The organism is Erythrobacter sp. HL-111, assembly GCF_900105095.1.
Classification (GTDB): Bacteria; Pseudomonadota; Alphaproteobacteria; order Sphingomonadales; family Sphingomonadaceae; genus Erythrobacter.
This window is the reverse complement of sequence record NZ_LT629743.1, coordinates 2,511,622-2,524,378: the sequence shown is the minus strand read 5'-3', so window position 1 is coordinate 2,524,378 and position 12,757 is coordinate 2,511,622. Positions and strand designations below refer to the sequence as shown.

General features: G+C 70.5%; 10 protein-coding genes. 4 read left to right on the top strand and 6 right to left on the bottom strand.

The features are described 5' to 3' along the window. Positions 1-7 precede the first annotated feature (7 nt). Together BLU08_RS11930 and BLU08_RS11925 are read left to right on the top strand one after the other, a co-directional pair. On the top strand, positions 8-1,582 hold the full coding sequence (locus tag BLU08_RS11930) for a helicase HerA-like domain-containing protein (protein WP_090199732.1): 1,575 nt from the start codon (positions 8-10) through the stop codon (positions 1,580-1,582). Positions 1,583-1,587: 5 nt separating this feature from the next. After that, positions 1,588-2,838, top strand: a complete 1,251-nt coding sequence (locus BLU08_RS11925; protein WP_233995965.1) for a serine hydrolase — start codon at positions 1,588-1,590, stop codon at positions 2,836-2,838. A gap of 7 nt (positions 2,839-2,845) precedes the next feature. On the opposite strand, the gene BLU08_RS11920 is transcribed toward BLU08_RS11925, so the two are convergent. From BLU08_RS11920 to BLU08_RS11895, 6 genes are all read right to left on the bottom strand, one after another. Beyond that, positions 2,846-4,462, bottom strand: coding sequence for a hypothetical protein (locus tag BLU08_RS11920; protein WP_090199729.1), 1,617 nt, complete (start codon positions 4,460-4,462; stop codon positions 2,846-2,848). 42 nt (positions 4,463-4,504) lie between these two features. Beyond that, positions 4,505-6,007 carry a sensor histidine kinase gene (locus tag BLU08_RS11915; protein ID WP_369816789.1) on the bottom strand — a complete coding sequence of 501 codons (1,503 nt, stop codon included), beginning with the start codon at positions 6,005-6,007 and terminating at the stop codon, positions 4,505-4,507. Beyond that, positions 6,004-6,750, bottom strand: coding sequence for a response regulator (locus BLU08_RS11910; protein ID WP_090199727.1), 747 nt, complete (start codon positions 6,748-6,750; stop codon positions 6,004-6,006). The genes BLU08_RS11915 and BLU08_RS11910 overlap by 4 nt, the downstream gene beginning before the upstream one ends. 62 nt (positions 6,751-6,812) lie before the next feature. Further along, positions 6,813-7,505 carry an EF-hand domain-containing protein gene (locus BLU08_RS11905; RefSeq protein ID WP_090201353.1) on the bottom strand — a complete coding sequence of 231 codons (693 nt, stop codon included), beginning with the start codon at positions 7,503-7,505 and terminating at the stop codon, positions 6,813-6,815. Positions 7,506-7,632: 127 nt separating this feature from the next. Further along, complete coding sequence (locus tag BLU08_RS11900; RefSeq protein ID WP_090199725.1) at positions 7,633-8,016, bottom strand: VOC family protein; 384 nt, start codon at positions 8,014-8,016, stop codon at positions 7,633-7,635. An 83-nt stretch (positions 8,017-8,099) separates the two neighbouring features. Continuing rightward, positions 8,100-9,911 carry an aminopeptidase P family protein gene (locus BLU08_RS11895; protein WP_090199723.1) on the bottom strand — a complete coding sequence of 604 codons (1,812 nt, stop codon included), beginning with the start codon at positions 9,909-9,911 and terminating at the stop codon, positions 8,100-8,102. Between the two features lie 154 nt (positions 9,912-10,065). Here BLU08_RS11895 and BLU08_RS11890 point away from each other — a divergent pair, with 154 nt between their 5' ends. Together BLU08_RS11890 and BLU08_RS11885 are read left to right on the top strand one after the other, a co-directional pair. Further along, positions 10,066-12,300: a S9 family peptidase gene (locus BLU08_RS11890; RefSeq protein ID WP_090199721.1), complete on the top strand. Its 2,235-nt coding sequence runs from the start codon at positions 10,066-10,068 to the stop codon at positions 12,298-12,300. Continuing rightward, on the top strand, positions 12,297-12,707 hold the full coding sequence (locus BLU08_RS11885; protein WP_090199719.1) for a thioesterase family protein: 411 nt from the start codon (positions 12,297-12,299) through the stop codon (positions 12,705-12,707). The genes BLU08_RS11890 and BLU08_RS11885 overlap by 4 nt, the downstream gene beginning before the upstream one ends. Positions 12,708-12,757 lie beyond the last annotated feature (50 nt).

The window sequence follows — 12,757 nt, the reverse complement described above, 5'->3', positions numbered from 1 at the left end:
CGGCGCGATGGGCGGGATCTTTCTGGGACTGGGCGGCAATGGCGAGATGCAGCATCTCGCGCTGTCGCGCGCCAACCGCCACGGCCTGATCGCGGGCGCCACGGGCACGGGCAAGACGGTGACGCTGCAAGGCCTTGCCGAGAGTTTCTCCGCGCGGGGCGTGCCGGTCTTCGTCGCCGACGTGAAGGGCGACCTGTCGGGCATCGCCATGCCGGGATCGCCGACCTTCAAGCACGCCGACAAGCTGGAAGGCCGCGCGAAGGAACTGGGCATGGAGGACTATGCCTATTCCGACAACCCGGTGATCTTCTGGGACCTTTACGGCGAACAGGGCCATCCCGTCCGCACGACGATCTCGGAAATGGGGCCGCTGCTGCTCGCCCGGCTGCTCGACCTCAACGAGACGCAGGAGGGCGTGCTCCAGATCGTGTTCCGCCACGCCGACGAGAACGGGCTGCTGCTGCTCGATTTCGGGGACCTGACCGCGCTTTTGCAATGGGCGAACGAGAACGCGGGCGAACTGTCGGGCAAGTACGGCAATGTCTCGCGCGCCTCGGTCGGGGCGATCCAGCGCCAGCTCCTCAGTTTCGAGGCGCAGGGGGCGGACCATTTCTTCGGCGAGCCCGCGCTGGAGATCGACGATTTCCTCAAGCTGGACGAACAGGGCCGCGGCTTCGTCAACGTGCTCGCCGCCGACCGGCTGATGCGAAGCCCCAAGCTTTACGCGACCTTCCTGCTGTGGCTGCTCGCCGAACTGTTCGAAAGCCTGCCCGAGGTCGGCGATCCCGACAAGCCGCGGCTGGTCTTCTTCTTCGACGAGGCGCACCTGCTCTTCGATGACGCGCCCGATGCCCTCCAGGACAAGATCGAGCAGGTCGTCCGCCTGATCCGTTCCAAGGGTGTGGGCGTGTTCTTCGTGACGCAGAACCCGATCGACATTCCCGAACGGGTCGCGGGGCAGCTCGGCAACCGCGTGCTCCACGCCCTGCGCGCCTTCACCAAGCGCGACCAGCGGGCGATCCGGGCGGCGGCGGAAACGTTTCGCATCAACGAGTCGCTCGACACCGAACAGGTCATCACCGAACTGAGGGTCGGCGAGGCGCTCGTCTCGACCCTGGATGAAGAGGGCGCGCCTTCGGTGGTGCAGCGCACGCTGATCAAGCCGCCGCGCTCGCGGCTCGGCCCGGTCAATGCCAAGGAACGCGCGATCATCCAGTCGGTCAGCCCGCTCGCGGGGAAATACGACGAGGCGGTGGACCGCGAGAGCGCCGAGGAAGTCCTCCTCGCCAAGGCCGAGGACGCCGCCGCCACCGCCGCGGAAGTCGAGGCGCAGGGCGAGGAGGAGGTGAGGAAACGCCCGCGCAAGTCCCCCTCGATCTGGGAAAAGGCGCTTTCGCGCGGGACCCGGGTCGCCGCCGGCAGCCTCGCGGGGGCGGCAGCAGCCAGGGTGATCGGCAGGCGCAGCCGCGCGAACCCGCTCGCCTCGGGATTGAGTTCGGCAGCGGGCCTGATCGCGACCGATCTCGCCGGGCCGGTCGCGGGGCGATTCGTGCGCAATCTCATCGGCGGGCTGATGCGATGACAGGCGTGCGGCTTGCCTTGCTGCGCCCGCTGGCGGGGCTGGCGCTGGCCGTGGCCGGACCGGCCGCAGCCTCTGCGCCCGAAGGCGCCCCCGAACCGGCCCCCGAACAGGCCCCCGAACAGGCCCCCGCACCGGCGCGCGTGGTCGTCGCCTTCGATCGAGAGCGGATCGAGCCGCTGATCGTCGAAGGCGTGGCCGAACGCGCCAGCGGGCGCGCCGTTGCCGCCAACGACCCGGTGCGGATCGCGAGCATCTCCAAACTGGTGATGGCGCTCGCGGCGCTACGGCTTGCCGAGGAAGGCGTGGTCGATCTGAACGCCGACGTGTCGGACCATCTCGGCTGGAAACTGCGCGCGCCCGGGTTTCCCGACGCGCCGGTCACGCTGGCGCAGGTCCTCTCGCACCGCGCGGGGCTGCGCGATGCGGGCGGCTACATCATTCCGCTCGGCGACAGCCTGCGCCAACGGCTTGCCGACCCGCGCAGCTGGTATCGCGATGCCCCGCCGGGCGAGGCGCCGTTCGAATACGCCAATCTCGGCTCGCCGCTGGTTGCCAGCGTGCTCGAGGCGGCAAGCGGCGAACGCTACGACGATCTGGTCGAACGGCTGGTCTTCGCCCCGCTCGGGATCGAGGCCTGCGTCAACTGGACCCGCTGTTCGCCCGGCCGCATCGCCCGCGCGGTGGCGCTTTACCGCGACACGGGCGAACCCGCGCGCGATTTTCCCGGCGACCTGCCGCCAGCCTGCGCGATCCCCGTGGCCGAGGGCGCGGCCTGCGACCTTTCCGGCTACGTGCCGGGCAGCAATGCCTCGGTGTTCAGCCCGCAGGGCGGGGTGCGGATCGGCATGGTCGATCTCGCCCGGCTCGGCCAGGCGCTGGTGCGCGGCGGCGAAGGGGTGGTGAGCGGCGAAAGCCTCGCCGCGATGCTCGCCTCGGCCCGGCCCCGGGTCGAGGGCCAGGCGTTCTTCTGCGGCTACGGGCTCGGGGTGCAGGCGATCGAAATGCCCGGGCGCCCCTGCATCGACCCGCTTTTCGCCGACGGCATTCCCCGATTCGGCCACGCGGGCGAGGCCTATGGCCTGCGGTCCGGCTTGTGGTTCGATCCGGAGAGCGGCAAGGGGCTCGCCTATTTCGTCACCGCGGTCCCGCCCCGCATCGGCGCCGAGGGGGCGAGCGGCTTCGATCCGCGCGAGATCGCACTGGTCGGCAGGGCGCAGGGCCTGCTCGAAGCGCGCGGGAACGCCGCCGGGCGCTAGACCCCGACTAGACCCCGAACAGCTTGAGGACAGCGTCGAACGCGCCTTCGAACCCGCGCCTCAGGCCCGAGCGCCCGGCGAGCGGGGCCTCCTCCACCAGCAGCACGCCGCGACCTTGCTCGATCCGGTCCTTGAGCAGCGGTTCGCGCCCGAGGAAATAGGGCCAGAACGTCTCGGTCCGGATCACCGAATAGGCGCAGTCGGTCGAAAAACCGATCAGCTGGCCCTGCCCGACGATGCGCCCGCGCTGCGCGGGTTCGATCCGCACGCCGCGCCCGCCCTTCAGCACCAGCCGCACAGGCCCGTGAAAGACGAAATAGCGCAGCTGCAAGGTGAGCCAGGCGGGCAGCGAGAACAGCCGCCAGCGGGTCGTGATCCGCACCGGCTCGCCCGTCCGGCGGACGAGCCCGGCGAGCGCGCTCGGCCGCACGACCGCGGCGCCGCCGCGCGGGATTTCGAGCACGGCGAGTTCGGCGAGCGGGTCCTTGACCGGCGAAACCAGCACGTCCTCGCCCGTCCCGCGCACGGCCGTGAGAAAGCGCATCCCGCTCGCGAAACTGGCGACGGGATGGCTCCAGTCGAGCAGCCAGTGCGTGCGCTTGGCGCTGCTGAGCGAGGAGGACTGGAGGTAGTCCTGCCGGACCAGCGCCTCCTCGCCCTCGCCCAGCGTGATCGCCAGCGAGACGCGGCTTTCCCCGGCCGGCGGGAAGGCGGGCGCGTCCGCGTTGCCGCCGCGCTCCCCGCCGAACCGCATCGGCGGCCATTTCGCGGCGAGCGGGGCGAGCACGTGATAGAGCAGCACCCGGATCGCCGGCGGGACGAGGAGCAGCGCAAGGAGGGCGTAAAGCGCCTTGAGGAGGATGTCGCGCAGCAGCGTGCGGGGGATGCCCTGCGCGACATCCGGCAGGTCGCGGGGCCTCAGCGCTTCGAGCGCGCCGCGCGCCCGGCCGGCCTCGACCCCCGCGGCCAGCGCGCGTTCGCGGCGCCGGGCGAGGGTTTCGGCAAGCCGGCAGCTCGCCCGGACCGCCGCGACGAGTTCGCTGCGCTCCGAAAGCAGCATCTCGCGTGCCTCCCGGTCGATCCGCCAGCGCCGGTCGAACGCGGCAAGCCCCTGCCGGTCGCGCGTGCAGCGGCTCCGGGCGGCAGCGATCGCGTCTTTCGTGGGCATGGTCGGGTTGCGCTCGAGCCAGGCGCTCGCCCGGTCGAGTTCGCGCCGGGGTTCGCGCGCGGCGCGGAGCAGTTCGAGTTCGCTTTCGACGAGGGCCAGTTCCAGCTCGGCCCGCTTGCGCGCGAGCACGCGCGAGGGACGATAGGCCGACAGGAAGCCGCCCTCGAGCCGGTCGATCTCGCGCCCGATCCGCTCCCGCCGCGCGGCGAGGGCGGCGATCCGCTCCTCCAGCGCCGCGAGCGGGAGCGCGGCGACCTCTCCGGCCCGGCGTTCGAGCCGCTCCTGCGCGGCGGCGCGCTCTTCGGCAATCTCGGCGCGGACCTCCTCGAAGCTCGCCGTCTCGCGCGCGAGGTACCCGGCAAGGTCGGCGGGCAGGGTCAGCGCCAGCCCGATCGCCAGCGCCAGCAGGACATAGAGCAGGGCGGTCCGCGCCAGCCAGGACAACAGCGCCTTCATGGGTCGATGACTTAGCAAGCGCCCCGCGCCCGGCAAGCGGGTTCAGCCGAACGGGAAGCGCAGCTCCGCCCGCAATCCGCCCCCGGCCCGGTTCGCAAGGCGCAGGCTGCCGCCCTCCGCTTCGGCGATCGCGCGGGCGAGCGTCAGGCCGAGCCCTGCCCCTCCGGTCGCCCGGTTGCGCGAGGCCTCGCCGCGGGCGAAGGGCTGCATCATCGCCTCGATCCGGTCCGCAGGGATGCCCGGCCCCTCGTCCTCGACCGCCAGCACCGCCTCGCCGTCCTCGCGCAGCAGGACCACCCGCGCCCCGCCGCCATAGCGCACCGCATTGGCGACGAGGTTGCGGAGCGCCCGCTTCGCCCAGGTTTCGCGCACCCTCGCGACGATTCGCGGTCCGTCCTGCGCGACCCATTCGACCGGCGCGCCGAGGTCCTCGAACTCCTCCGCCACCGCCCCCGCGAGCGCGGCGAGATCGACCGCTTCGGCCGACCCGCCCGCGTGGCCGACCCGGGCGAGCGCGAGGATGTCGTCGAGCGTCGCGGTGATGTCGGCGATGCCCGCCGCCATGCGTTCGCGCTGCCGCTCGTCGGCGACGCTTTCGATCCGCACGCGCAGCGCGGCGAGCGGGGTCTTGAGGTCGTGCCCGATCGCGCCCAGCATCACGTCCTTTTCGTCGAGCAGGGCGGCGATCCGCGCGGCCATGCGGTTGTAGGCCGCGATCAGCCGCCGCGTGTCGGCCGGGCCGCTTTCGGCGAGGACCAGCGCCTTGCCCGGCGCGCGCGAGAAATCGGCCAGCCGCGCGGTCAGCGCGGCGAGCGGGCGGGTGATGCGCCTGAGCACGAAATAGAGCAGCAGCACGACGACGACGAAGATGACCGCGGTCTGCAGCAGGATCGTGGCGAGCCCGCCGCGCGGCCGCTCCTGCACGGGCAGGCGCACGGTCAGCCATTCGCCGCTCCCCGGCCGCTCGATCGCGGCGATGACGATGCTGCGCTCCTCCCATCCCGGCGCGGTGCGGCGCGGGCGGCGTTCGACCAGCGCGCGCAGGAAGGGATCCTCGCCCGCGCGCCGCTCGGCGACGAGGATGCGGCCGGCGGCGATGTCCTGCGCGGCGAGCACCCTGGCGAGCGCGTCTTCGTAGGCGCTGCTGCGCGCATCGCCTGCAAGCGGGGGCGGGGCGTTGGTGCGTTCGGCGGGGATGCGGGCCGGTCCGGCGAAAGGCGGGCGCCCGGGCAGGCGGCGGCGCTCGCCCGCGTCCGGCTCCGCCCGGCGGGCTTCCCGCGCGGCCCGGCGCCCGGCGCTGCGTTCGGCCCGGCGTTCGGTGCGGCGTTCGGCGCGGCGGGCAAGCTCTTCGGGCGAGCGCCCGGCCTCGGCGATCAGGCGGTAGGCGAGCGAGCTGACGATCGCGGCCTCCCGCCGTTCCTCCGAGGCGCGGTAGAGCAGCACGGCGGAGATCGCCTGCGCGATCAGCAGGCCAAGGGCGAACACGGCCATGACCTGGCCCAGGAGGCTTCGCGGCGGCAGGCCCTGCGCAAGGAGGCGCTTCAAGGGGCGCTGTCCGGCGGCACGCGACGCACCTCTGCGGCGAGGCGGTAGCCGCCGCCGCGCACGGTCTGGATGAGCAGGGGGTTGCGGCTGTCGGCCTCGACCTTGCGGCGCAGCCGGCTGATCTGGTTGTCGACCGCGCGGTCGAACAGGTGCGCGGTGCGGCCCTGCACCATGTCGAGCAGGCGGTCGCGGTCGAGCACGGCGCGCGGATGGTCGAGCAGGGCGCGCAGCAGGCGGAATTCGGCGGTCGAAAGGGGGACGCAGACGCCTTCGGGATCGGTCAGCTTGCGCTTGAGCGGGTCGAGCCGCCAGCCTTCGAAGAGGTAATGCCAGTCCTCGGCCCGTTCCTGCGGCGAAGCCCCGCGCAGGACCCGGCGCAGCACGGTGCGGATGCGGGCGACGAGCTCGCGCGGCTCGAACGGCTTGACCACGTAATCGTCCGCGCCCAGTTCGAGCCCGACGATGCGATCGGTCGCCTCGCTCCGCGCGGTCAGGAAGATGACCGGCAGGCGGCGCGTCTCGACGAGATGGCGGCACAGCGAGAGGCCGTCCTCGCCCGGCATCATGATGTCGAGCAGGACGAGATCGGGCGTGCTTTCGGCGATCCGCGCGCGCGCGGCCGCGGCGCTTTCGGCCTCGGTCACGGCGAAGCCCTGCCCGGCGAGATATTCCGCGAGCGGTTCGCGCAGGTCCGGCTCGTCGTCGACGAGGAGGATGCGGGGTCTGTCGGACGCCGGGGTCATCGCCTCTGGTTCATGCGGGGCAGCGGCCCGCCGCGCAAGGGCGCGGCAGGCCGCAGGAAATCTCATTCGGCGGGCGGGGCGGCGCGGCGTTCCATCATCCGGGCCTTGCTCTGCGCGCGGGCGGCTTCGCGTTCCCCGGCGCTGATCGTGCCCGAGGCGTCGGTGTCGAGCGCGGCGAAGCGGGCCTCGACCATCGCATCGAACTCAGGCCGGCTGACCGCCCCGTCGCCATCGGTGTCGGCGCGGGCCAGCATCTTCATGCCGTGCATCCCGCCGCCGCGGCGGGCGTGGCCCATCCCGCGGCCGCGGCCTTCGCCGAGCATTTCGACACGCGCTTCGCGCATGGCGGCGAGTTCCGCCTCGGACAGGCCGCCGCTCCCGTCGCTGTCGAAGCGTTCCATCATCCGGGCCAGCCGGGCTTCGCGGCGTTCGGCGCGGCGCGCCTCACGCGCCTCGCGCATCGCGGCGATCTCGGCGGCGGTGATTTCCCCGTCGCCGTCGGCATCGGCCCTGGCGAAACGCCCGGCCTGCCGCGCGGCGCGGTCTTCGGCGTCGATCACGCCGTCGCCGTTGGCGTCCATCCGCTCGAACCGCTCGGCCGCGCGGGCCTTTGCTTCCGCAAGCGTGACCAGCCCGTCGCCGTCGCTGTCGGCACCGCCCGGGCGCGGCCCGTCCTGCGCGGCAAGGGCGATGCCGCCGACGCCGAGGGCGAGCGCGAGCGCGGCGCTCGAAAAGGTGAGGGCAAGCTTGTTCATCGTCATTCTCCGAAAGGGTTTCGACGGGACCTTTCTAGAGCGCGGATGTCGCAGGATTTTGCCGGGCGAAGGCGAATGTGTCGCGGCTTGTATCGCGCACGCGGCCGCGTTCACCCGGGCGAAAGCCTCAGGCCGACTCGGTCATGCAGAAGACGTTGAGCTTGTTCCCGTCCGGGTCGCGGAAATAGCCCGCGTAGAAACCGTCATCCCCGCGCGGGCCGGGCGCGCCCTCGTCGGTCCCGCCGTGAGCGAGCGCGGTGTCGTAGACCGCGTGGACCTTTTCCGGACTGTCCACCATCAGCGCGACCATCGTGCCGTTGCCGACGCTCGCCGCGTTGCCGTCGAACGGCCTGGTCGCCGCGATCGCGGCCTGCGGCGATTCCATGTCGCCCCAGGCGATGAACTGGTCGAATTCCATCATCCGCCCAACGCCCCAGTGCCGCGCGAGCGCATCGTAGAATCGCGCCGCGCGTTCGAGGTCGTTGGTGCCGAGCGTTACGTAGCCGATCATGTCCGTGTCCTCCGATCGACGAGCGCCCCTTGCGGGCGACTCGTTCCACGTGGAACATTACGCGAACACGAAGGCTGCGGCAATCACCCGAGCAGCGGCCCGGTCTCGCGTTCGAGCCAGGCAAGATCCTCGCCCGACAGGCGCGGGGCGACGATTTCGCGCACCCTTGCGTGATAGGTGTCGAGCCAGTCGATCTCGATCTCGGTGAGCAGCGCGGGTTCGATCAGGCGGCGGTCGATCGGCACGAAGGTGAGCGTTTCGAAGCCGAGCCATTCGCCTTCCGCGCCCTCGATGTGCTTGTCCACGATCAGCACGAGGTTCTCGATCCGGATCCCGAAGGCGTCGGCCTTGTAATAGCCCGGTTCGTTCGAGCAGATCATGCCCGCGAACAGCTCCTGCCCGGTCCCGGCCTGCCCGCCCGAATGCTTGGCGATGCGCTGCGGGCCTTCGTGCACGCCGAGGAAGCTGCCGACCCCGTGGCCGGTGCCGTGGGCGTAATCCACCCCCGCTTCCCAGAGATATTGCCGCGCGAAGCTATCGAGCTGGCCGCCGCTGGTCCCCTGCGGGAAGATCGCGCGGTCGATCTGGATGTGCCCCTTCAGGACGCGGGTGAAGCGGTCCTTCATCTCCGCCGTGGGTTCGCCCGGCCCCACCCACACCGTGCGGGTGATGTCGGTCGTGCCGGCGGGATACTGCCCGCCCGAGTCGACGAGGTAGATCGAGCCCGGCGGGATGGCGATGTTGCTGTCCTCGTCCACCCGGTAATGCGGCAGCGCGGCGTGGCCCGCGGCGGCCGAGATCGTGTCGAAGCTCGTATCGCGCAGGTCGCCATGCTCGCGGCGGAAGGCTTCGAGCCGCGCGGCGGCGGAGAGTTCGTCGACCTCGCCCCCCGGCGCGTTCTCCTCGATCCAGCGCAGGAAGCGCGACACCGCCGCCCCGTCGGCGGCCTGCGCGTCGCGGTGGCCCTGCTGTTCGACCGGGTTCTTGATCGCCTTGGCAAGGATCGTCGGGTCCTGCCGGAAGGCGACGCTCGCCCCTCCCGCGCGCAGGGCCTGGGCGATGCCGGCGACGCCGAAATCGGGATCGACGCTGACCCGCTTGCCCTTCATCGTGGCGAGCGCGCCTTCGAATTCGGCGCGGTCCCTGATCGTCACCGCGTTGCCGAGATGCTTGACGAGTTCGCCCGTGACCTTGCCCGGCGCGATGAAGAGTTCCGCGTGGCCGTCGGCATGGGCGATGACATAGGCGTGGGAGACGGGCGTGTGCGCCACGTCGGACCCGCGGATGTTGAGCAGCCAGGCGACCGAATCGAGCGCCGGGACGACGACCGCGTCGAAGCCCTCCCGCGCCAGCCAGTCGGCGACCTCGCCGCGCTTTTCCGCCGAGGAGCGGCCCGCGAGCGTTTCGTCGTGGACGATCGCCTGCGCCGGGGAAGGCTGGGGCCGGTCGGCCCATACCGCGTCGATCGGGTTCCCGTCCGCCGCGACCAGTTCGATCCCGCTGCCCTCGAGCGCGCGCTCCAGCCTGTCCACCGAGCCCTGCGTGTGCAGCCAGGGATCATAGGCCACCCGCTCGCCCTTTTCGGCGGCACCCCTGAGCCAGTCGGCAAGGCTGTCCTTCGGGATGCCCCGATATTCGAACAGCGCGCCATCGACCTGCCCCTGCACCTGCACGGTGTAGCGCCCGTCGACGAAGATCGCGGCCCTGGCCAGCGTCACCGCGGCAAAGCCCGCCGAGCCGCCGAAGCCGGTCAGCCAGTGCAGCCGCTGGGCATAGTCGCCGACATATTCGCTCATGTGCTCGTCGGAAATGGGCACGATGAAGCCCCCCAGGTCGCGGCGCTTGAGTTCCTCGCGCAGCGCCTTGAGGCGCGCTTCGTGGGTTTGCATGAGCATTGGCGAATTCCTGTCCTTTCCGCGGGCGCGATCACTTGCTGCGCGCCCTTGCCGCGCGGGCGTGTTCGTCTAGATACCGACATAGCCCGCGAGATCGCGGCTTTCCACCCGTGCCCCGGTCCCGGGGCCGGTTTCCAGCACAGGATGGCCTGCCATGACGATTTCCCGCCTCGCCCTGATCGCCGCCGCCGCCGCCGCCGCCGCCGCGATGTCCCTCGCGCCCGCCAGTGCGCGCGAGGCCGCCCAAGCCAGCAAGGAAGAGACCCAAGTGACCGCACACAAGAGCGCGCCCACCTCCCCCCCGATCGCCGAGAAGCGCGAACACAGCTACACCCGGCACGGGATCACGATTTCCGACCCCTATGACTGGCTCTACGACAAGTCCTATCCGCAGGTCGACGACAAGGACGTGCTCGCCTACCTCGAAGCCGAGAACGCCTGGTTCGAGGCCAACATGGCGGCCCGCAAGGACTTCACCGAAGCGCTGTTCACCGAAATGCGCGCGCGGATCAAGGAGGACGACAGCACCGTTCCGCAGAAGGACGGCGACTTTCTCTACTGGTCCGAATTCGAGGAAGGCGCCCAGTATCGCAAGCACTACCGCAAGCCCGTCGCCGGGGGCGAAGCGCAGCTGATCCTCGACGAGAACGCGCTGGCCGAAGGGTTCGAATATTTCCGCCTCGGCGCGTTCTCGATCAGCAGGAACGGGCGCTATCTCGCCTATGCCACCGACACCAACGGGTCGGAACGCTATGTCGGGCGGATCAAGGACCTCGAGACCGGCGAACTCCTGCCGGACGAAATTCCGAACCTTCGCAGCGGGCTCACCTGGGTGATGAACGACAGCGCGCTCGTCTACGGCCCCTCGACCGAGGAATGGCGCACGCTCGAGGCGAAGCTGCATGTCATCGGCACGCCGGTCGAGGACGACGTCACGCTCTACGAGGAGAAGGACGAAAGCTTCGGCGTCGGCGCAGGCCTTTCGGCGCAGGAGGACTGGCTGATCATCGCAACCGGCGACAACGAGACGAGCGAGGTGCGCCTCGTCCCCGCCGACGATCCGACCGCCGAGCCGATCCTCGTCAAACCCCGGGCGAAGGGCGTCGAATACGAGGTCGACGTGCGCGACGGGGAGCTTTTCATCCTCACCAACGACGAACACGTCAATTTCCGCCTCGCCCGGGCGAGGCTCGACAATCCGGGCGAATGGGAGACGGTGATCGCGGGATCCTCCGACTTCTACCTCACCGATTTCGAGCTGTTCAGGGACTTCCTCGTCACCGAGGGGCGCCTCGACGGTCTCGACCAGATCCAGCTGCGCTCCTACGATGCGATCGGGGAAGCGCAGCCCATTGCCTTCGGCGAGGCGAGCTATGTCGCGGGCCTTTCGAACAATCCCGAATACGACCAGTCGAAACTGCGCCTGTCCTACGAAAGCATGGTCACGCCCGCGACGGTCTATGACTACGACGTCGCGAGCGGCAGCCTCGAACTGCTCAAGCAGCAGGAAATCCCGTCGGGCTACGACGCTGCGCGATACGTCACCGAGCGCCTGACGATCGAGGCGCGCGACGGGACCATGGTGCCGGTGAGCGTGGTGATGCGCAAGGACCGCGCGGAGATCCTGAAGGAACAGGGCATCGAGGGACCGGGGCCGCTTCACCTCTATGCCTATGGCGCCTACGGCTATGCCGTCCCGCCGGGCTTTTCGACCACGCGCCTCAGCCTCGTCGATCGCGGCTTCGCCTATGCCATCGCCCATATCCGCGGCGGCGACGATCTCGGGCGGCGCTGGTACCTGCAGGGCAAGCTGTTCGAGCGCACCAACACCTTCAACGACTTCGTCGATGCGGGGCGCGGCCTGATCGCCAAGGGTTACACCGCCGAGGGCATGGTCACGGCGAGCGGCGGTTCGGCCGGCGGCGAGCTGATGGGCGCGATCGTCAACCAGGACCCCGGGCAATATGGCGCGATCGTCGCGCACGTGCCGTTCGTCGACGTGCTGAACACCATGCTCAACAAGGACCTGCCGCTGACGCCGGGCGAATGGCAGGAATGGGGCAATCCGATCGAGGACAAGCAGGCCTTTGCCTATATCCTGTCCTATTCGCCCTATGACCAGGTCAAGGCGCAGGATTATCCGCCGATGCTGGTGACGGCGGGGCTCAACGATCCGCGCGTGACATACTGGGAGCCGGCCAAGTGGGTGGCCAGGCTGCGGGACACCAAGACGGACGACAACGTGCTCCTGCTCAAGACCAACATGGGCGCGGGCCATGGCGGCAAGTCGGGGCGGTGGAATTCGCTCTACGAGACCGCCGAGGAATTCGCCTTCATCCTGTGGCAGATGGGCATGGCGCCCAAGACGGGCGAGAAGCAGGGCGGATGACCGCCGCGCCCGTCTTCCGTCGCACCTTCGTGGCCGGGCCGCAGCACATCGACGAGCTCGGCCACGTCAACAACACCGTCTGGGTCCAGTGGATCCAGGACCTCGCCACGGCGCACTGGGAGGCGGCGGCGCGGCCCGAACACGTCGCCGCCTTCTTCTGGGTCGTGATCCGGCACGAGATCGACTACCGCGGCAACATCGCCGAAGGAGAGGTCGCGCATGGCGCAACCTGGATCGGGGGCGAACCCAAAGGCGCGAAATCGGTCCGCCACGTCGAATTCACCGATGACGCGGGCAAGAAGATCGTGAGCGCGGCGACGACCTGGGCCATGCTCGACCGGGAGAGCGGGCGGCTCGCCCGCGTGCGGGACGAGATCATCGCGCCGTTCCGCGCACCGGGCGGCTAGAATTCCCTGGCCTGCCGCGATTTCCCGGGGTCTCGCGGTCATTCCGCCGC

Coding starts and splice junctions, on each gene's coding strand:
- BLU08_RS11930 (WP_090199732.1), top strand. CDS start 8: ATGGGCGGGATCTTTCTGGGACTGGGCGGCAATGGCGAGATGCAGCAT.
- BLU08_RS11920 (WP_090199729.1), bottom strand. CDS start 4,462: ATGAAGGCGCTGTTGTCCTGGCTGGCGCGGACCGCCCTGCTCTATGTC.
- BLU08_RS11910 (WP_090199727.1), bottom strand. CDS start 6,750: ATGACCCCGGCGTCCGACAGACCCCGCATCCTCCTCGTCGACGACGAG.
- BLU08_RS11905 (WP_090201353.1), bottom strand. CDS start 7,505: ATGAACAAGCTTGCCCTCACCTTTTCGAGCGCCGCGCTCGCGCTCGCC.
- BLU08_RS11900 (WP_090199725.1), bottom strand. CDS start 8,016: ATGATCGGCTACGTAACGCTCGGCACCAACGACCTCGAACGCGCGGCG.
- BLU08_RS11895 (WP_090199723.1), bottom strand. CDS start 9,911: ATGCTCATGCAAACCCACGAAGCGCGCCTCAAGGCGCTGCGCGAGGAA.
- BLU08_RS11890 (WP_090199721.1), top strand. CDS start 10,066: ATGACGATTTCCCGCCTCGCCCTGATCGCCGCCGCCGCCGCCGCCGCC.
- BLU08_RS11885 (WP_090199719.1), top strand. CDS start 12,297: ATGACCGCCGCGCCCGTCTTCCGTCGCACCTTCGTGGCCGGGCCGCAG.